This is a genomic window from Flavobacterium sasangense DSM 21067 (assembly GCF_000686885.1).
GTDB classification, from domain to species: domain Bacteria; phylum Bacteroidota; class Bacteroidia; order Flavobacteriales; family Flavobacteriaceae; genus Flavobacterium; species Flavobacterium sasangense.
This window is the reverse complement of the sequence record NZ_JMLU01000026.1, coordinates 15336-34727: the sequence shown is the minus strand read 5'-3', so window position 1 is coordinate 34727 and position 19392 is coordinate 15336. Positions and strand designations below refer to the sequence as shown.

Here is a 19392-nt window from a genome sequence, read left to right as displayed (position 1 = left end):
GCATTAATGAAAAAAATAGTTGCATTTGTTTTTGTATTTCTTTCTCAATTGATTTTCTCACAAGGAGAAGCAAACATTTGGTATTTTGGTCAAAATGCCGGTTTAGATTTTTCATCAGGCAGTCCCGTAGCACTAACGAATGGACAGTTAAACACCTATGAAGGTTGTGCAACTTTATCAGATGCTTCGGGTCAGTTGTTAATGTATACAGATGGTGTTACTGTGTACAACAGAAATCATAATGTTATGATAAACGGTTCTGGTTTATTTGGTGATGCAGATAGTTCACAGTCTGCAACAATAGTTAAAAAACCAGGTTCAAATTCATTATATTATATTTTTACTATTGATGCTAACACAGAAGTAAATGGTTTTTGTTATTCTATTGTCGATATGACCTTAGATGGTGGTTTAGGGGCCGTGACTTCAGATAAAAATGTATTGATTTATACACCGACTTGCGAAAAATTAGGTATTGTAAAGCATGCAAATAATACTGATTTTTGGGTGGTAACTCACGGATGGAACAACAATAATTTCTATACCTATTTATTAAATTCATCAGGATTAAGTACTACTCCTGTTACAAGTTCAATAGGTTATATAGTACAGTCAATTGTTTTTAGTGATCCTTCAGGTCCCTCAAGAGGTTATTTAAGAATTTCCCCCAATGGTTCTAAAATAGCATGTTGTAATGCTAATGGAGGTTTTACTCAATTATTTGATTTTAATAATAATACAGGTTTGCTTTCAAATGAAAAAACTATAAGTATACCAGGTGAAAATTCATTTTATGGTGTAGAATTTTCTCCAAATAATGAAGTATTGTATCTTTCATCAAGTACAAGTAGGCGTATTTATCAATTGGATATAAATGCTGTTAATGTAGGAGCTTCGGCTACATTGTTATATTCAAGTTTTGTATATCCAGGTGCATTACAGCTAGCTCCAGACGAAAAAATATATATTGCTTTCTATAATCAGAATACAATTGGTGTTATTAACAATCCTAACACATTAGGTCTAGGATGTGATTTTCAACCTCAAGCTATTGATTTAGGAGGTAATTTGTCTAAATCAGGTTTGCCTCCATTTGTAACTTCTTTTTTTTACAACCCAGCCATACAACTTTCTGATAACTGCGAAGGTGACATAACAACTTTTAGTCTTAATAACAATCAAACAGTTTTATCCTCTATTTGGAATTTTGGTGACGGAAATACTTCAAACGCATTAAATCCTTCACATATTTATGCAAATCCTGGAAATTATACAGTAAGTGTAACAGTTTCAACCCCACAAGGTACAGGAACAAATACAAGAAACATCACTATACATCCAAGACCTACTTTAAATAGTAATGTTATATCTTTAAAACAATGTGACGATAATAATGATGGTTTTAGTGCTTTTAATTTAAAACAAATCGAACAAGCTTTAGTATCAAACACTTCAGGTTTAACTTTTACCTATCATTTAACGCAAAGCGATGCAGACAATGCATTAATAACGATTCCAAATCCAATTGCACATACAAATCAAATAGTAAGTAATGATGTGGTTTATGTAAGAGTAGAAAATGATATGGGTTGTTACAGTACAGCACGAATTAATTTAACTGTTTCAACTACTCAAATATCAAATTCTATTCAAGAACATTTTTACGTTTGTGATGATTTAGCTTCAGGTTCAAACACCGATGGAATTGCTACTTTTGATTTTAGTAGCGCCAATGCGCAAATAGCCTCACAATATCCAAGCGGACAATTGTTAGATATCACCTATTACAGAAATATCACAGATGCATTAGCAGAACAAAATGCTATTCCCGACATTTCGAATTATACAAATATTGGTTATCCAAATATGCAAAATATTTACGTTCGTGTCGATAGTCAACTCAATAATGAGTGTATTGGTTTAGGACATCACATAACATTGCATGTAGAGCGAATTCCAATTATTCAACCACAAACCTACAACCAGTGTGATGATAATCAGGATGGAATTTTTGCTTTCAACACCACTACTTTACAAGCTGATGTTTTAAACGGATTAGCAAATGTTACCTTGAGTTATTGGGATGCAAATAATAGTCCATTACCAAGTCCATTGCCAAATCCTTTTAATACAACTTCACAAACCATAAGAGTTAGAGCAACCAACAATACAACATCAGCTTGTTTTTATGAATCAACTATTACTTTCAAAGTAGATGATTTACCCGAAGCTTTTGCAATTCCAACAAGTTTAACTATCGTTTGTGACGATGAAGCCAATCCAATAAATCAAGATGGTATTTATCCTTTTAATACAACTAGTTTTCAAAACACGATTCTAGGAACACAAACGGGAATGATAGTAAATTATTTCGACGGAAATGGTAATTCGCTTTCAAGTCCATTACCAAATCCGTTTTTAAGTGCTACACAGAATATTCGTGTTGAAGTTATAAATCCATTAAATACAACTTGTAAAGCATATTTGACAATTCCTTTGGTGGTTCAGCCAGTTCCTGAAATTGAATTATTTGGATATGAACTGGTTTGTAGCAATAATCCTTTGTTTACAAAAGTGATAAATGCAGGATTATTAGATGAAACTACGGTTTCAAATTTTACCTATCAATGGTTTTTAAATAATAATCCGATTAGTGGAGCAACAAATTATTCATTAACTGTAAATACGGAAGGAATTTACACTGTTTCTGTTTCAAATTCAAATGGTTGTGTAAGAACTAGAACAATTACGGTTGCTGCGTCTAATATTGCAACCATAAACGATGTTCAAGTGGTTGATTTGTCAGATGAAAATTCAGTAACTATTTTAGTAACTGGATCGGGAGATTATGAGTACAGTATAGATAATGAAAATTATCAAGATTCAAATTATTTTCCGAATGTCTCACCAGGTATTTACACAATTTATGTTCGAGATAAAAAAGGATGTGGTAGTATCACAAAAGAAATAAGTATTTTAGGTATCCCTGATTATTTCACACCAAATGGAGACGGTTATAATGATTATTGGAATATAAAAGGAATAAATAGCCGTTTTAACGCTAATACTATCATTTATATTTTTGATCGTTTTGGCAAATTGGTCAAACAAATTAGTCCACTTGGTCAAGGTTGGGATGGAACCTTTAATGGAAATCAAATGCCATCATCAGATTATTGGTATTCTGTGCAATTAGAAGATGGACGAGTTGTAAAAGGACATTTTAGTTTGAAGCGATAAATTGCCAAAGTAATACCTAATATAGTTTTATCTCTGAATCAGATTAGATAAAACTTCTTTTCCCTTAAGTTCATTTTTTATCAAAACATTAAAATTCATAAAATCTGCAGAAGTAAAATTTAAAATTCCATTTACGGAAAACCATAAAGTTTTATAAATCCCTTTATTTACCTTAGCTGTTGTAATTTCTTACGTATTTTTACCTGGTTTGAAAATCAGGTATTTTTACGGGTTGTATGGGTGTTTTTTTTGAGTTATGTTTGGGAATTATATTACAATTTATAATTGAAAAATTGAGATTAAATTTAGGGGTACAAATGTCTGGATTAAAAAAATATAAAAAGCGGTAACATATGTGGGCAGATAATGAAACGTCAGAAGACTTATTAGGATTTAAAGTACACGCAGATTTGTTAATCAATATAATCAATGATGAGTCTGTTTTGCCAATTACTATAGGAGTTTTTGGCGATTGGGGAAGTGGCAAATCCAGCATCTTACAAATAGTAAAAGAAGAATTTGACAATGAGGATGATAAGGATTCTCTCTGCATATACTTTAATGGATGGACTTTTGAAGGATATGACGATGCAAAAGCGGCATTATTAAATTCAATTCTTAAAGAATTAGAGGATAACAAAAAGATTTCAGCAGAAATAAAGGATTCAATAAAAGAAAAAACAAAAAAACTTTGGAAGTCTATTGATTGGATTCGTGGAGCTGGTATGGTTATGAAAAATGTTGCCTTGCCTGCTGTTTCTGCATATTTTACAGGAGGACTTAGTTTAGTCCCTTCTGCTATTAGGAAGCTAACTGAATGGGGAGATAACCCAGAAAAAATAATTGAAAAACTTCAATCGGAAGAAGGAAAGGAAATATATAAAGCTTTTGTAAAAGAAGGAAAAGAGAATGATAAAAACGCTACAAATGCAGTTGCAGAATTTAGAAAAGATTTTTCGGAACTTTTAGAAGTCGCAAATTTCAAAAGGTTAGTTATAATTATTGATGATTTAGATAGATGTAGTCCTGAGAGGATTATTGAAAACCTTGAAGCAATTAAACTTTTTCTAAATGTACCCAAAACCGCATTTATCATTGGAGCAGATCCTCGAATTGTGAAATACGCCATTGAGCATAAGTACAAAAACAATAAAGAAATTGAAGAAGATAATAACCGTATTGTTATTGATTACTTAGAAAAATTAATTCAGTTGCCATATTCTTTACCAAGACTTTCGGAGTCTGAAGTTGAAACTTACATATCAATGCTAATTTGTAAAAAAGAGATTGGCGATACCAAGTTTAAAAAAGTACTTGATGAGTTTAAGAAGTATAGATTAACGAATAAATATTCTGCTTTTGGATTATCCAATTTTGAAAAGATTTTAGAAGCCGAAGAATTCGGAAAAGTTAAAGACAATGTAATTACGATTCCTTCGTTAGTACCCTTAATTACAAATAGTTTGTATGGAAATCCCCGACAGATTAAAAGGTTTCTGAATATTTATACAATCAGAAAAAGACTTGCAGAAGTTGCCTCGTTACAAAGTTTTAATGATGCTGTTCTTGCAAAAATGATGATACTTGAATATTCTGAACCCAAGTTATTCAAAAAATTATTTGAATGGCAAATTATTCAGGATGGTGTACCCAAAGAGGTAACAGAAATAGAAGAATTGTGTAAAGAAAAAGGAATTGAAGATGTTATTTCAGAAATAAAAGATTCTGATTTCAAAGAGTGGGGTAAACCCAAAATAATAAAGTGGTTTCAGATTGAGCCTTTTCTATCGGGAGTTGATTTACGTGATTATTATTGGATTGCTCGTGATAAGTTAGAAAATTCTATCACTGCAACGAGTATGATTCCACCAGTAGTAAGGGCATTGTTTAATGAGTTATTACCCGATAATATGACGTCAGCAGTTACAAAATCTCTTTTGATTGAAAAATTTAAACTTTTTAGTGATATTGAAAAAGATGCGTTTTTCAATCTTCTATCATCAAATTTAAAAAGAAATCCTCAGCAAAAGCGGCTATATGATATTTTCAATGCAATGACAGAAGATAAAATAGAAAATACAGTTTATCATTACATGGAGACTCTTAAAATAATCAGTGTGTCGGATATTGAGCCAGCAGTTGCAACAAGATTAGCGGATTTTAAATCAGAGCCTGAGATAGGAGAATTTCTAAACGATTATTTTAAAGATGGTAAATCGAAATCAAGTAAAGCATTTAACTTAAAAAAATAAAAATGGGAACATCTAAATCATTTTCTGATGTAAAACACTCAATGGTTCCAAATTGGGGTACGCTTAGTTCTTCGCTTACTTCAAATTGTGATTCTTCAGTTCTTCCAGGTCAGAAGCTACAGAACATTATGGGGCATTTTGTTTCAGCATTGGGCGGAGCATCAATAGGAGGTCGAGGTGGCTCAAAAGCGGGAGGAAGAAGCAGTATTAGAACTGCAAAAAAAATCGGTGGAGTCTTTTCAAAGTTCGTTAGTTCAGGTAATAATATTAGAGAAACTCTTGAATCTACTGGTTTAACAGATATTGATAATAAGACGGTTAGCGATGTAATTAATCATTTGATTGAGTATTGTTCTGCTAGTTCAACTTCAATTGATGACAATGCGGCAAAAGAAGCTACAAGATTATTATTAGAAGAACTAATGGGACAAGCTGAATCTATTGATGAAGTACAAACTTTATTACATGAGACTTTTACTACAAATACATTGGAAGATGTAATAGTAAAATATTTTGGATATTACATTAATGAACTTTTATCAAAGTGGTTCTATGAAAATTTAATAAAAAACAAGAGTGAAACTGAATGTAATAATCTTTTCAGTCAGATAAAAAATTTCATAGTTGAAAGAGTTGACGATATGCATAAAAGAAATCCATTACAGAATATTGACTGGAGTTCTGATGAAGCCGATAGACTTGTGAAAAATATTCAACAAGATGTATTAACCGTATTTGAATAGTTATGAGAGTAAATATAGTTATTGATAACGCAGATTATGGCAAATTTTCAGACTTGCAGCTTTGTTATGCAGATAACGGAGTGAATAGACAAGTTCCATTATCTTTCTTAGGTTACGAAAGAGTTTTTGATTTCTTGACTGATTTTACTTCTGTTAAATTTGATTTTTTTCTTGTATCTGCAATAGTTTATGGTGTAGATAATTTGCTTAGTCGGGCTATTTATTCAAATGATGGTTGGACAAGAGATATAGAAGTAGAGTTTCCAGTAAATAATTTAGTTATTTGGAGTGGTAAAGAAGAAAAATTAAAACAGATTTTAGATTTTCTTACAGGAGATAATTGGCAAATTTCTTTCCGAGAAATAGAAGATGTTGATTTGTTTCAACCACGAACTAATAGAAGGAAAATTCCACGCTATGAAAATTCCACTATTGCATCCGTAAGTTTATTTTCAGGTGGCTTAGATTCTTTAATTGGAGTTATTAATGAATTGGAAAAACTTATTAATGATGACAGAATACTTTTAGTTTCTCATTTTGATTCAAAATCTCCTGGTCCGAATGGAGACCAAAGAATACTATTGGGACATTTAATGACTCAATATCCAAATAAAATATATTGGGTGCAATCAAAATTAGCACTATCAAGAAAAGATGCTGATGGCAATAGAGTAATTATAGAAAACAATTACCGTAGCCGCTCACTATTTTTCATTGGTTTAGGTTGTTATCTATCTCCAATTAATGAATTAATAATTCCTGAGAATGGAACAATTTCAATCAATTATCCATTGACCCCATCAAGAGTAAGTTCTTTAAGTACAAGAACAACTCATCCTTATGTTTTAAAAAACACTCAAGAATTGCTTACTGAATTAGGATTAGTTACTCTAATACATAACCCTTATAATTATAAAACTAAAGGAGAAATGTTTGTTGAATGTGCAAACCAAACATTTTTACAGAACATTTATCAAGATTCGGTTTCTTGTGGTAAAAGAGGTAGAAGGCAATTTCATTTTGACAATCCTAATGAAAAGCATAATTGTGGAAGATGCATGCCTTGCATATACAGACGAGCAGCATTGAATAAAGCAGGTTTGGATGATGAAAATCACTATGGAAACTTCATAACAAAAGTATCCTCTTTAGGAAATAATGATTTACCTGCACTATTCAGTTACTTAAAAAGAAATATTCCATTGGAAAAAATGAAAAGAGATTTATTAGTGAATGGTAATATTGATATTGATAGTCTTAAGGACTATGCAGAAATGGTATTAAGAAGTAAAGCAGAAGTTTTAAAATTGTTTAATGATAAAGGAAACAGATTTGTAAAATCTGAGCTGGGGATAAGATGATTATTGATGCACATTGCCATATAGATTTATATCCAAATCCTAGAAAAGTTTTGCAAGATTGCGTAAAAGCTGATATAACTGTCTTAGCAATGACCAATCTGCCAAGTCATTTTGAAAAGGGATATGCTTATTTTCAGTCTTTAAAAAAGATAAGATTAGCTTTAGGGATGCACCCTTTAATGGCTGATTCACATAAAGATGAATTTGGTTTATTTCTTAAAAACATTGATAAAACATCTTATATTGGGGAGGTTGGATTAGATTTTTCAAAAGCTGGTATTTATACAAAAGATATTCAGATAGACACTTTTTCTAAAATACTAAAGGAGGTATCAGGTCAGAAAAAGATATTAAGTATTCATTCCCGAAAAGCAGAAAAAGAAGTTTTGGAACTTTTAACAAATAACAATATCCATTCTGCGGTTTTTCATTGGTATTCAGGTGGATTAAATTTGATTGAAGCTATTTTAGAAGCAGGTTATTTTTTTTCTATTAATCCTGCTATGGTAAAATCTGTATCTGGGAGAAAAATAATATCTAAAATACCTTTAACTAGAATTTTAACTGAAAGTGATGGACCATTTATTGAAATTGAAAATAGAATTATTGAACCTAAAGATCTAAAAATAGTAAATGAATTTTTAGCCAAATTTCATGACTTAAAAGTAGTAGAAATTGAGAAAATCATTAAAAATAATTTTAATGATTTGATTAAATCAATTAGATGAATAATAGTGCAATAGAAAAAGAGAATTATTTATTTGTTATTAACAATATAGTAAAAGATGTTTCATCTATAAAAAACAAGTTATGGTTGAGTTTTTAAAGGAATTAATAAAAGAGCCTGAGAACTTTAAAAAGTATATCATAACTGCATTAAAGTTTATCTTAATTGCAATTGTTGCATCAAAAATTTACACCTATTTTTTTGGGGTTTATGAGCCAATATTAATTGGAGATGCTAATTTTTGGCATAATTTGTATATTTTTTTTATTAGTGGTAAAGTTCTAATAGTTACATTTTTATTTTTTGGATTAAAATATGTTGTATTTGAAATTTTTTCTACGATTGTTTATGTAATCATTTATTTTATCACTTCAAGTATAAAGAAGAGTAAATCAACCTTTAAAGATTCTAGTTTTTTCAGAGGATTATTGATTATTTTCAATGTCATAAAGCATAATAAAGAAAAAGATATTATCGAAACTGATAGAAATTTTAATTTTCTATATTCATTTTTAATAAGTTCAAGAAAGGAAGAAATTATCGAACAATTCGATAATTTAAAAAATTCATATTTATATGAAGTTTTTAATATTTACAGTGCATTTACAATTATATACTTTTTAATTTTAGATACTTCTTCCAATTTATTTAGTTTTTTAATTGTCTTTGGCTTTTTATTGATTTTGACTATCATTTTTTGTTTTCAATACCTTAATGAATTAGTTTTAGCCAATTATGATGATTTAATTTTTAGTTTAAAAACACTGAAGCAAATTCAAATAACTAAAGATGTCTTATTTGAAAACAATATCAAAGTCAATCATGATATAAATAATATCTTTATAAATTTCATTCTTTTTAAAGTAGATAATACAGAAATAGGAATTGAATATTTTTTAGGTAGAAAATTAAGTTCAGAGTATATTAATAAATCTAATTTACCATCAAATTCTAAACTTTTATTAATTTCTTCAAAAAAGTTACCTAGGATGTTAGATGAAAAATTAAAAGTAAACCCAAACCTACAAATTATCTATTTTGATGGTGATGAAACAGCTTTTAGAAATAACATAGAAACCGTTATTTTTAGTTGAAGCAGAATCAAATAATGAATAAGATAAAAATCGACAGTCTTGTTTGGGCGAGAAATTCATTATAAACTTGCTAATTTAATATTGTGTCAAAGTTTTGTAAACGCAAAGTTGAAAGTTTACTTGTATAGGTTGAAATAAAAGCTTCTACAGCTATTTTAGATTAAAAGTCAAAGAAGTTAGTATCAAAAGTTTTTTTGTAGTCTGATTGAGCTTATTTTTAGTTATTTAGTTTTTATAATATGGTATTTGTAAAATTATCATGAAATTTAAAATGGAATAATTATAATATTAATCAAATTAACTCCCCTTTTTACTCCCCTGAAAATAAAAATATCAATAAAAATAAAGCTTTATAAAGTATTATAGTGACCAAGGAGGGATTTGAACCCTCACGCCCTTACGAGCACCACCCCCTCAAGATGGCGAGTCTACCGTTTCTCCACTTGGCCTTAAAACAACAAAGACGTTGCAATGCAACGTCTTTAATTTTTTTTGTGACCTGGCTGGGATTCGAACCCAGGACCCCATCATTAAAAGTGATGTGCTCTACCAGCTGAGCTACCAAGTCGGTGCGTTCAAGAAATAAGTTTTATGTAGTGACCTGGCTGGGATTCGAACCCAGGACCCCATCATTAAAAGTGATGTGCTCTACCAGCTGAGCTACCAAGTCATTTTATTTCCTTGAATGCGGGTGCAAATATATAAACATTTATTTATTTTGCAATGGGAATTTCTTATAAATTTGTCTTTTTTTACAATTAATTTCTTAACCCTTTAATTTATAAGGGATTATTTATTTATGAAAATAATATTATTAGGTTACATGGGTTGTGGTAAGTCGGTAATAGGTGCTTTTTTAGCAGAGAAGCTTCAAATTCCTTTTCATGATTTAGACCAAGAAATAGAAAAAGAAACTCAAATTTCAATTGCTGAATTGTTTCAAACCAGAGGTGAAATTTATTTTCGTAAAAAAGAAAATGAAATTCTGAAAACTTTTTTAGCGAAAGAAAATGACTTTGTTTTAAGTTTAGGTGGAGGAACACCATGTTATTATAACAATCACGAACTATTACTTCAAGAGGATGTGTTTTCTATTTATTTAAAAGCTTCAGTTAATACATTGGTAAGTCGATTGATAAAAGAGAAAGCCAAACGTCCTTTGCTTCACAATCAAGATGAGGTTAGTTTGAAAGATTTTATCAATAAACATTTATTCGACCGAAACTTTTATTATCATCAAGCCACTAAAATCGTTACCGTAGATGACAAGTCGGTCGAGCAAATTGCAGATGAAATTAAGGCTTTATTAGCTTAAATAGGCATACGAGTTATTCTCTTCGAAAACAACTTGAATATGTTCTTGTAATGAAGTGGATAACGATAACCCTTTAAAATCAGCTTTTACAGGGTATTTTTTGTGATTTCTATCTACTAAAACTGCTGTTTTAAATTTGCTTAGTGGTACTTCTAAAAAGTGTTTTACGCCATAAATTAAGGTAGTCCCAGAACTCAAAACATCGTCAATCAAGACTAAGGCTTTATTTTTATAATCTTCAGGAGTTATAGAAGTGGTTACAACATCTTGTGGTTGTTGTTTGTTGATTTTAACTTCACAAAGTGTTACATTCAAATCCGAAATTAAAGCTAATTCTGCAGCTATTTTTTCAGCAAAAATAAAGCCATTGTTAGCAATTCCAGCCAAAATCACTTCCTCTTCATTAACAAAGGTTTCGTAAATTTGGTAAGCAATTCGTTTGGTTTTGTGTTTGATTTCTTCGTGCGTTAAAATAATATTTTCCATGTGTGTTGTTATTTGACTTCAAAGATAAAAAAGAGTTCCTTATTTTGTCGTGGCTTTATCGAATTATGTGCTTTTTCTAAGGTTTTAATGGTAAACTTATCTGAAAATAGATTCAAATATTCGGTTACAGAACCTCCAAATGGCGGACCTTCAGTAGTTAATGGAAAGTCAAATAATAATCCCGCTAATTTTCCTTTCGGATTTAAAAGTGAAGCCATTTTTTCAACATATTGCGGACGCATTTCAGGAGGTAAAGCGCAGAAAAACGTTTGTTCTAAGATTAAATCGAAAGTCATATCCAAGGCAAAAAAATCGGAATGGATTAAATGAGAAACAAATTCTGGTTTTCTAATTTTGATATTATTTAAAGGAGTTTCGGCAATATCAACCACATAAACATTTTGAAATCCGTTTTCAATTAAATAATCAAATTCATAACCATTTCCGGCACCTGGAATTAAAATTCTAAGATTTTTATCGGTTAATTGATCGATGTATTTTTTTAGAGGAGTTGTAATAGAACCTGCATCCCAACCCGTTTCTCCTTTTTGATAGCGTTCTTCCCAGTAGTTCATCTTATTTAATTTCTTCAGTTTCTATATTATCATCTAAATAGTCGTCGATATCTCTACGTTCTTTTTTAGTAGGACGCCCCGTTCCGTTGGCTCTGTAGTGTTCTTTAGATAATTTTAGTAATTCTAAATGTTCAAAAGCTTCTTTTGGCGTTTCGTCTTTGCGATACATGTCTAACAATTTAGCGCCCAAACGATTTTGAGGGACATCTAAAATGGTTAATTTATAGTTGATTTGGTCTTTTCGAAGTGTAATTTTATCCATAGCAAAAACCTCTCTTGAAGCTTTTGCCACCTGTCCATTAACGGTTATATGTCCTTTTTTTACAGCTTCAGTAGCTATACTTCGGGTCTTATAATATCGTAAACACCATAAAAGTTTATCTATTCGCATAATATAATTCAAAAAACCATGTTAATATTTCTACAAAAATAAATGAAAATTGTATCTTGCGCCCTATAAATTTTACAATAATGAGAAGTCTTTTAAAAATAGCCCTTTTATTAACATTCGTTTCTACTTTCTTTTCTTGTAAGTCTGATGATGGAGTAAACTCTACGCCAATTAGAGATTTTCAGGAAGTTTATGATGAAGATATTGTTGAAATAGAAGAATATTTAAAAACAAACTATTTAGAGCTTGACGCTAACCTAAATGCTACAGTTACAAAAATTCCAGAAGATGGAACTCAAACATCAATTTGGGATCAAACGGAATATCCTTTACAATCGATAACAGTTAAAAATGATGTTAAATCTAGCTTAGCTTCAGATTATGTGTCTAAAGATCAAGTAGATTATAAATTGTATTATATTTTGTTAAATGAAGGTGGTGGAACAAATCCAATTACTATTGATTCTACACTTGTTTCTTATAAGGGATGGAATTTAGTAAATGAAGTTTTTGACCAAAACAATGTAGGTTTGTGGTTTTCTTATCCAGATGCTAGTGAAGCTATTTCTGGATTCAGACAAATATTAACTAAAATGAAAACAGCTGCATCATCTGTTGTAAATAGTGATGGATCGGTTTCCTATGTAAATACTGGTAATCTTATCGTTTTTATTCCTTCTGGATTAGCTTATTTTAATTCAGGAAGTACATACATTGCCTCTTATTCTCCAATTGCTTTTCAAATACGATTATTAGCAAGAAAAGAAAGAGATCATGAACGAGATAGAGTTTTAGGTAAATACGAGGACACTAATGGCGATGGAGATTTCTTTAATGACGACTTGGATGGAGATAGAGTTCCAAATTTTTTAGATGTTGATGATGATGGAGATGGAGGGTTAACCAAATATGAGGTTAGATTTCCGGTAGTAACAGGAACTCCACCTAATGAGATTACAACTTATTATTATTATCCTTTTAATGGCGCTGCAACAGATGATCCTGCTACTCCATATGACGAAAGAAAAGGTATTCCTAGTTGTTCTGATGATTATCTTTCTCCAACAAGATTAAGAAGACATTTAGATAGTAGTTGTAGATAAACAAGCTATAAAAAAAAGTCCCAATTTCATTGAAATTGGGACTTTTTTATATTTTAGATATTTCAACTTCTGCAACTTTATCACTAAAATTAGAAGTTACTTTTACAAGTAATTTTGTGTCTTCAATTTTAATGATTTCAACAGTTATAACATCTGTTGGCTGCATTACAAATTTAGAAGTGCCTTCTAGCACTTTTCTGTTTCTTAATTCATAACGGCATTCATTTATCCAAACCAAATCATAACTAGTTTTTAAGTTCATGGTCTCGTTTGTTTCTGTTTGCGTATTTTTTGTACGTTCTATAATAGTTGTTCCAGAAGTTTTGGATGTTAATTCAAATTTCCCAACCTGCATTTTTTTACAATCTAAAGATTGTGCAAATGAGATAGAACTAAGAAAAGTTAGAATTGCGAGGAAAAAAAAGGATTTCATTATTAAGGGATTGTTTTTTTGTGGTGATTATATATTAGCTTTTAAACAGGCGCTGCTTTTATTTTTTAGTTTGTTGTTTAACTCAATTCAAATATACAAAACGAAGTTTCAGTTTTACAAAAGCCTTCAAGTGATTAAAACGAATTTTATGTGTTCGTTTTTACTTTATTGCAATTCTATATGATTGTAACTTTTTTTTGTTTGCACATTCATAATAATAGCCGTAAATGAAGATGTTTCCGTTTTCTTTTTTTATAGTATCTAACTTAAAATCATTAGATAAAAAATCTTCATGAATAATTTTATTTCCTTCAACTGTATTTGCAATAATTGCATAGTGTGGTAAAACACAAGAACCATTTTTGAATGGTTCACAATTATAGTATCTGACCAAAGTTGCAAAATTATTAATTGGTTTAATTTCGAGAAAATCAATGGCCTTTTTTTCAAAATATTCTTTTGCTTCAGGATCAAATGTTGCAAAATCTAATTCTGATTCGATTAGAAAACCATTTTTTTTGAAGTGTTGATTTAAAATTGTTTTGGCTTTTTTTGAATTTAAATGATTTGGTTTTGTATTAGCATGAAAATCAAAAACTGTTAAAGTAGAATCTCTATAGACGCTTTTCTCATATTTTGCAATCTTACTTTCCTTTGTACAAGATGGTAATGCTAAAAATGCAAATAGTATTAGTTTTTTCATTTCACATAATCGTTTTTTAGAATGAAGTGCGGTTGTTCCGCGGCTTGGCGCAGTAGCGACTGCGTGGAACGATTATTTTCTTGCTAAGATAAGATTTTCCGCTGGAAAATCGAACGTGATGTTAAAGATAAAAGTAGTTATTGAGCCAAACCGCTGTTGTGCGTAGTTTTTATTTTGCGATATGTTTTTTCAAATCCACGATGCTCCTGTTAGCCCTTCAAGTTCAAGCAAAAGGGCATATATTTTTTCAGGACATTTTTGACAAATAGTAATTTTAGGAAATTCTTTTACGTAGGATTTAAAAGATTTAATTTCACCGTTGCAAACTTTACAGTTTCCAGCTTCGGTTTCTATATTTATTAACCTCAAATTAGCAATTTCGATTTGAATATTTTTTATTGCCTTTTCAATATCATTGTATTGTTTTGGGAATATATTTTTACAAAATATCAACATTTCATCACATTCACTTTTCATCTTTTAAATGTTAGTTGTCTTTCTTCGAAAGTTTGATTAATATATGTTTGACAACCAAATTTTACCTTATCGATATAACCTGATGCTTTAAAAATATTGCTTGTCTGTGGATGATTTAAATCTAACATTTTTTTGAGTCACTGTTTTCGTTTCGTTTTTCTAAAATTACGCACAACGTTCTCAGGCTTTGCGAGGTTGCGGACTAAATAAGCCGAAACTTTCGGTTAAACACTGAACTCAAAGATACAAAACCAACTTTAAATTTAGCCTAAAACCCGCAATCTTGCAAAACCTGTGTTAGCAGATGTATTTATTCATGTCCATCTCCATCAAAATATATTTCACTTATCGCAATTTTGTCGTTTTTCCCTTTGTAAATTTCAATAATTTCAAATTTAATTGACCATGTTGTATTTTTTATTGGTTCATAGTTTTCATCTTTTATATGTCCAATAGGTTCAAATCTAAATACTTGTTCCTCATTAGTGTCTTCCAAAGTAAGGTAAGCAATAGGTTTATTTTCAATATACAACTTAATTTTTTTTACCCTTGAATATGTCTCAAATAAATCATCTTTTCGGACATAACCATTAACGATTATTATATCCTCAATTCTTGAACTAATTGGAGAAAATACATATTCAATCCAATTCTTTTCGTTATTTATATCTGCTATCCAAGGTGTTCCGTAATCGTTGTCGTGAATGTTTTTAGTAAAATCATATGGAATATTTGAATTTATGGTATCTACTTGTCCTCCACAATACCAACTACAACCTTGAAACTTTTTAGTCCAAGGGTTACCTTCAAACTCATCGCAAAATTTTAGAGTTTCTCTTTCCTCGTCAGTCAAATGGTCATATCCTTTGGTAGCCCATATCTTTCTACAAGCTTCTAAACTTTCCTCAGAATTATACTTAGACACAAATTCGTCCGAAAAGTTTGTTTCAACTTTATTGAACTTAATTGGTTTCATTTCTTTTAGATTTTGTCCGTAAAAAACAAAATTTAAAAGAAGTATTATCATTAACGGTATTTTTTTCATAATATATCTGCTAACTTGCATATATGCGCAACAAACTTTCACATAAACACCCAAATTTGGGCAGATTGTCGCTGCTGAGTTGCGTATCCCAAATATAATAAAATATTTACAAATCCCTTAAACAAAAAAATCCCCAATTGCTTGAGGATTTCTATATGAATTTAAAAGAATATTACTTTCTTTTGATAACTCTTTCTACTGCTTCCACAATCGCTTGATTGTTTAATTTGTATTTTTCCATTAATTGGTCAGGTGTTCCACTTTCTCCGAAGCTATCGTTTACTGCTACAAATTCTTGTGGTACTAAATGGTTTTGTACTAACGTTCTTGAAACGCTTTCTCCTAAACCACCAATAATGTTATGCTCTTCCGCCGTAACCACACAACCTGTTTTCTTCACCGATTTTAAAATTGCTTCTTCATCTAACGGTTTAATCGTGTGAATATTAATTACTTCAGCCGAAATACCTTTTGCTTCTAACGCTTCTGCTGCTACTAATGCTTCCCAAACTAAATGTCCAGTTGCAATAATCGTAACATCAGTACCTTCGTTTAACATGATTGCTTTTCCAATTACGAAAGGTTTGTCAGCTGGCATAAAGTTAGGCACTACTGGACGACCAAAACGCAAATATGCTGGACCATGATGATCTGCTAAAGCTAAAGTTGCGGCTTTGGTTTGGTTGTAATCGCAAGTGTTGATTACGGTCATTCCAGGTAACATTTTCATTAAACCAATATCTTCTAAGATTTGGTGAGTTGCTCCGTCTTCTCCAAGCGTTAATCCAGCGTGAGAAGCACAAATCTTCACATTCTTATCTGAATACGCTACCGATTGACGAATTTGATCGTAAACTCTTCCTGTAGAAAAGTTAGCGAAAGTTCCTGTGAAAGGAATTTTACCACCAATCGTTAATCCAGCTGCAATTCCAATCATGTTCGCTTCTGCAATACCGATTTGGAAAAAACGCTCTGGGTGGTTTTTCTTGAAATCATCAAATTTTAATGATCCAATTAAATCTGCACAAAGTGCTACTACGTTTTCGTTTTTCTGACCTAATTCAGTCATTCCAGCTCCAAATCCTGAACGGGTATCTTTGCTGCCTTGATTTGTATATTTTTTCATAATTCTAGTAATCTCCTAAAGTTTCAACATTTTGTTCTAACGCTTTTGCTAATTGCTCATCATTTGGCGCTTTTCCGTGCCAAGCGTGCGTGTGCATCATAAAATCAACACCGTTACCCATTTCAGTATGTAATAAAATACAAACTGGTTTTCCGTTTCCTGATTTCGATTTTGCATCTGTCAAACCAGCTTTAATAGCGTCAATGTTGTTTCCTTCTTTGATTTCTAAAACAATCCAATCGAATGCTTCAAACTTCGCTTTAACGCTTCCCATTGCTAAAACTTCGTCTGTAGTTCCGTCAATTTGTTTTCCGTTTAAGTCGATAGTCGCAATTAAGTTGTCTACTTTTTTCGCAGAAGCATACATAATTGCTTCCCAGTTTTGTCCTTCTTGTAATTCACCATCACCTAAAAGAGCAAAAACCAGATGATTGTCGTTGTTCAATTTTTTAGCTTGCGCTGCTCCAATTGCAACTGACATTCCTTGTCCTAACGAACCCGAAGCCATTCTGATTCCAGGTAAACCTTCGTGAGTTGTTGGGTGACCTTGTAATCTTGAATTTAATTTTCTGAATGTTGCTAATTCTGCTACTGAAAAGTAACCGCTTCTCGCTAAAACACTGTAAAAAACAGGAGAAATATGTCCGTTTGATAAGAAGAATAAATCTTCACCAATTCCGTTCATATCAAAACCTTCGTTACGTTTCATAACGTCTTGGTAAAGGGTAACCAAAAATTCAGCACATCCCAAAGAACCTCCTGGGTGACCTGAATTTACGGCATGAACCATACGAAGAATATCTCTTCGAACTTGTGTTGTAAAATCTTGTAGTTGTTGCGTGTTAGACATTATAAAAAGATATATATGTGTTAATTGGATGCAAAAGTAATTTTATTTTTTTGGTGTTACAAATCATTTTGTTAGAAGTTATTAAGAATTGATTTGTGATGGGGAAAAGTAATGGAACGCGGATGAAACTAATGCTTCGCAACGCTGAAAATTACGGATTTTGTTTTTTAACTCGCAAAGTCACTAATTTTTTTCAAATTAAAAATCAGTTATAATCTGCGTTTTGCACAAGCGAATCTGTTTCATCCGCGTGCCAATGTAATGTCTTATCATAAATAATTCTAAATTCCAATTTCTAAATTCTAAAATAAATTATCTTTGCCGTTCGTAAAAGCACAATATGAAGTTTGATTTAATTACCAAAGACCCAAAAAGTAAAGCCAGAGCTGGAAAAATAACAACCGATCACGGTGTTATTGAAACCCCAATTTTTATGCCCGTAGGAACCGTGGCTTCTGTAAAAGGAGTACACCAACGTGAGCTTAGAGACGATATTAATCCAGATATTATTTTAGGAAATACCTATCATTTATATTTAAGACCTCAAACCAAAATTTTAGAAGCGGCTGGAGGTTTGCATAAATTCATGAATTGGGATAGAAATATCTTAACCGATTCTGGTGGATATCAAGTGTATTCGCTTTCATCAAACAGAAAAATTAAAGAAGAAGGTGTTAAGTTCAAATCGCACATTGATGGTTCGTATCATTTCTTTTCACCTGAAAATGTAATGGAAATTCAACGTACTATTGGTGCTGATATCATCATGGCTTTCGACGAATGTACCCCTTATCCTTGTGATTATCGTTATGCAAAACGTTCGATGCATATGACACACCGTTGGTTGGATAGATGTATCAATCATTTAGAAAAATTACCATTTAAATACGGTTACGAACAGACGTTTTTTCCAATTGTTCAAGGAAGTACGTATAAAGATTTAAGAGAACAATCGGCGGAATATATTGCAAATGCTGGTGCACAAGGAAACGCTATTGGAGGACTTTCGGTAGGAGAACCAGCAGAAGAAATGTATGCAATGACAGAAGTTGTTACCGCTATTCTTCCAGAAGACAAACCAAGATATTTAATGGGTGTAGGAACGCCAATCAATATTTTAGAGAATATTGCGTTAGGAATTGATATGTTTGATTGTGTGATGCCAACACGTAACGCCAGAAACGGAATGTTATTCACGGCTCACGGAACAATGAATATGAAAAACAAAAAGTGGGCTGAAGATTTTTCGCCAATTGACGAAATGGGACACACTTGGGTGGATACCGAATATTCAAAAGCTTATCTTAGACACTTGTTTGCAGCTGATGAATTTTTGGCTAAACAAATTGCAACCATTCACAACTTAGGTTTTTATATGTGGTTAGTACGAGAGGCTAGAAGACAAATCATTGCCGGAACGTTTAGAGAATGGAAAGATAAAATGGTGATTCAAATGAGTCAACGATTATAA

General features: G+C 31.3%; 18 protein-coding genes and 3 tRNA genes. 9 read left to right on the top strand and 12 right to left on the bottom strand.

Annotated features, from left to right (window positions below):
* The first annotated feature begins 6 nt into the window (after nucleotides 1-6).
* The 6 genes from BP92_RS0111240 (at nucleotide 7) to BP92_RS0111205 (ending at nucleotide 9417) form a co-directional block, all read left to right on the top strand.
* The gene (locus tag BP92_RS0111240; RefSeq protein WP_026726155.1) at nucleotides 7-3240 is read left to right on the top strand and encodes a T9SS type B sorting domain-containing protein; all 3234 of its coding nucleotides are present in this window, start codon (nucleotides 7-9) and stop codon (nucleotides 3238-3240) included.
* Between the two features lie 353 nt (nucleotides 3241-3593).
* The gene (locus BP92_RS16185; RefSeq protein WP_051604455.1) at nucleotides 3594-5492 is read left to right on the top strand and encodes a KAP family P-loop NTPase fold protein; all 1899 of its coding nucleotides are present in this window, start codon (nucleotides 3594-3596) and stop codon (nucleotides 5490-5492) included.
* Between the two features lie 2 nt (nucleotides 5493-5494).
* The gene (locus BP92_RS0111225; protein WP_026726154.1) at nucleotides 5495-6235 is read left to right on the top strand and encodes a hypothetical protein; all 741 of its coding nucleotides are present in this window, start codon (nucleotides 5495-5497) and stop codon (nucleotides 6233-6235) included.
* Nucleotides 6236-6237: 2 nt separating this feature from the next.
* Nucleotides 6238-7596 (top strand): Qat anti-phage system QueC-like protein QatC, encoded by a 1359-nt coding sequence (gene qatC / locus BP92_RS16785; RefSeq protein ID WP_051604454.1) that lies wholly within the window; start codon nucleotides 6238-6240, stop codon nucleotides 7594-7596.
* A complete protein-coding gene (qatD, locus tag BP92_RS0111215; RefSeq protein ID WP_026726153.1) occupies nucleotides 7593-8324 on the top strand; it encodes a Qat anti-phage system TatD family nuclease QatD in 732 nt (243 codons plus the stop codon). The genes qatC and qatD overlap by 4 nt, the downstream gene beginning before the upstream one ends.
* Before the next feature lie 82 nt (nucleotides 8325-8406).
* Nucleotides 8407-9417, top strand: coding sequence for a hypothetical protein (locus tag BP92_RS0111205; protein ID WP_026726152.1), 1011 nt, complete (start codon nucleotides 8407-8409; stop codon nucleotides 9415-9417).
* A gap of 366 nt (nucleotides 9418-9783) precedes the next feature.
* On the opposite strand, the gene BP92_RS0111200 is transcribed toward BP92_RS0111205, so the two are convergent.
* From BP92_RS0111200 to BP92_RS0111190, 3 genes are all read right to left on the bottom strand, one after another.
* Nucleotides 9784-9866, bottom strand: a tRNA-Leu gene (locus tag BP92_RS0111200).
* 46 nt (nucleotides 9867-9912) lie between these two features.
* Nucleotides 9913-9985: transfer RNA gene (locus BP92_RS0111195), tRNA-Lys, on the bottom strand.
* 29 nt (nucleotides 9986-10014) lie between these two features.
* Nucleotides 10015-10087, bottom strand: a tRNA-Lys gene (locus tag BP92_RS0111190).
* A gap of 129 nt (nucleotides 10088-10216) precedes the next feature.
* Between BP92_RS0111190 and BP92_RS0111185 the strand changes: the two genes are divergently transcribed.
* On the top strand, nucleotides 10217-10732 hold the full coding sequence (locus tag BP92_RS0111185) for a shikimate kinase (protein ID WP_026726151.1): 516 nt from the start codon (nucleotides 10217-10219) through the stop codon (nucleotides 10730-10732).
* On the opposite strand, the gene BP92_RS0111180 is transcribed toward BP92_RS0111185, so the two are convergent.
* From BP92_RS0111180 to BP92_RS0111170, 3 genes are read right to left on the bottom strand one after another with little or no spacing between them, the layout of a single operon-like run.
* Nucleotides 10724-11218 (bottom strand): phosphoribosyltransferase family protein, encoded by a 495-nt coding sequence (locus BP92_RS0111180; protein WP_026726150.1) that lies wholly within the window; start codon nucleotides 11216-11218, stop codon nucleotides 10724-10726. The two genes, BP92_RS0111185 and BP92_RS0111180, sit on opposite strands and share 9 nt — an antisense overlap.
* Nucleotides 11219-11226: 8 nt before the next feature.
* Nucleotides 11227-11793: a methyltransferase domain-containing protein gene (locus tag BP92_RS0111175; protein WP_035693349.1), complete on the bottom strand. Its 567-nt coding sequence runs from the start codon at nucleotides 11791-11793 to the stop codon at nucleotides 11227-11229.
* Nucleotide 11794: 1 nt separating this feature from the next.
* Nucleotides 11795-12184, bottom strand: coding sequence for an RNA-binding S4 domain-containing protein (locus BP92_RS0111170; protein ID WP_026726148.1), 390 nt, complete (start codon nucleotides 12182-12184; stop codon nucleotides 11795-11797).
* Nucleotides 12185-12264: 80 nt separating this feature from the next.
* Between BP92_RS0111170 and BP92_RS16175 the strand changes: the two genes are divergently transcribed.
* Complete coding sequence (locus tag BP92_RS16175) at nucleotides 12265-13287, top strand: FKBP-type peptidyl-prolyl cis-trans isomerase (protein WP_051604453.1); 1023 nt, start codon at nucleotides 12265-12267, stop codon at nucleotides 13285-13287.
* Nucleotides 13288-13333: 46 nt separating this feature from the next.
* On the opposite strand, the gene BP92_RS0111160 is transcribed toward BP92_RS16175, so the two are convergent.
* The 6 genes from BP92_RS0111160 to BP92_RS0111130 form a co-directional block, all read right to left on the bottom strand.
* The gene (locus tag BP92_RS0111160) at nucleotides 13334-13642 is read right to left on the bottom strand and encodes a hypothetical protein (RefSeq protein WP_026726147.1); all 309 of its coding nucleotides are present in this window, start codon (nucleotides 13640-13642) and stop codon (nucleotides 13334-13336) included.
* 238 nt (nucleotides 13643-13880) lie between these two features.
* Nucleotides 13881-14423 carry a hypothetical protein gene (locus BP92_RS0111155; protein ID WP_026726146.1) on the bottom strand — a complete coding sequence of 181 codons (543 nt, stop codon included), beginning with the start codon at nucleotides 14421-14423 and terminating at the stop codon, nucleotides 13881-13883.
* A 189-nt stretch (nucleotides 14424-14612) separates the two neighbouring features.
* Complete coding sequence (locus BP92_RS0111150) at nucleotides 14613-14900, bottom strand: hypothetical protein (protein ID WP_026726145.1); 288 nt, start codon at nucleotides 14898-14900, stop codon at nucleotides 14613-14615.
* Between the two features lie 310 nt (nucleotides 14901-15210).
* Entirely contained in the window at nucleotides 15211-15876 is a 666-nt protein-coding gene (locus BP92_RS0111140) for an NADase-type glycan-binding domain-containing protein (protein WP_150111925.1), read from the bottom strand.
* Between the two features lie 241 nt (nucleotides 15877-16117).
* The gene (locus tag BP92_RS0111135) at nucleotides 16118-17071 is read right to left on the bottom strand and encodes a transketolase family protein (protein WP_026726143.1); all 954 of its coding nucleotides are present in this window, start codon (nucleotides 17069-17071) and stop codon (nucleotides 16118-16120) included.
* Nucleotides 17072-17075: 4 nt separating this feature from the next.
* Nucleotides 17076-17921 (bottom strand): transketolase, encoded by an 846-nt coding sequence (locus tag BP92_RS0111130; RefSeq protein ID WP_026726142.1) that lies wholly within the window; start codon nucleotides 17919-17921, stop codon nucleotides 17076-17078.
* Between the two features lie 340 nt (nucleotides 17922-18261).
* Between BP92_RS0111130 and tgt the strand changes: the two genes are divergently transcribed.
* Nucleotides 18262-19392, top strand: a complete 1131-nt coding sequence (tgt, locus tag BP92_RS0111125; RefSeq protein WP_026726141.1) for a tRNA guanosine(34) transglycosylase Tgt — start codon at nucleotides 18262-18264, stop codon at nucleotides 19390-19392.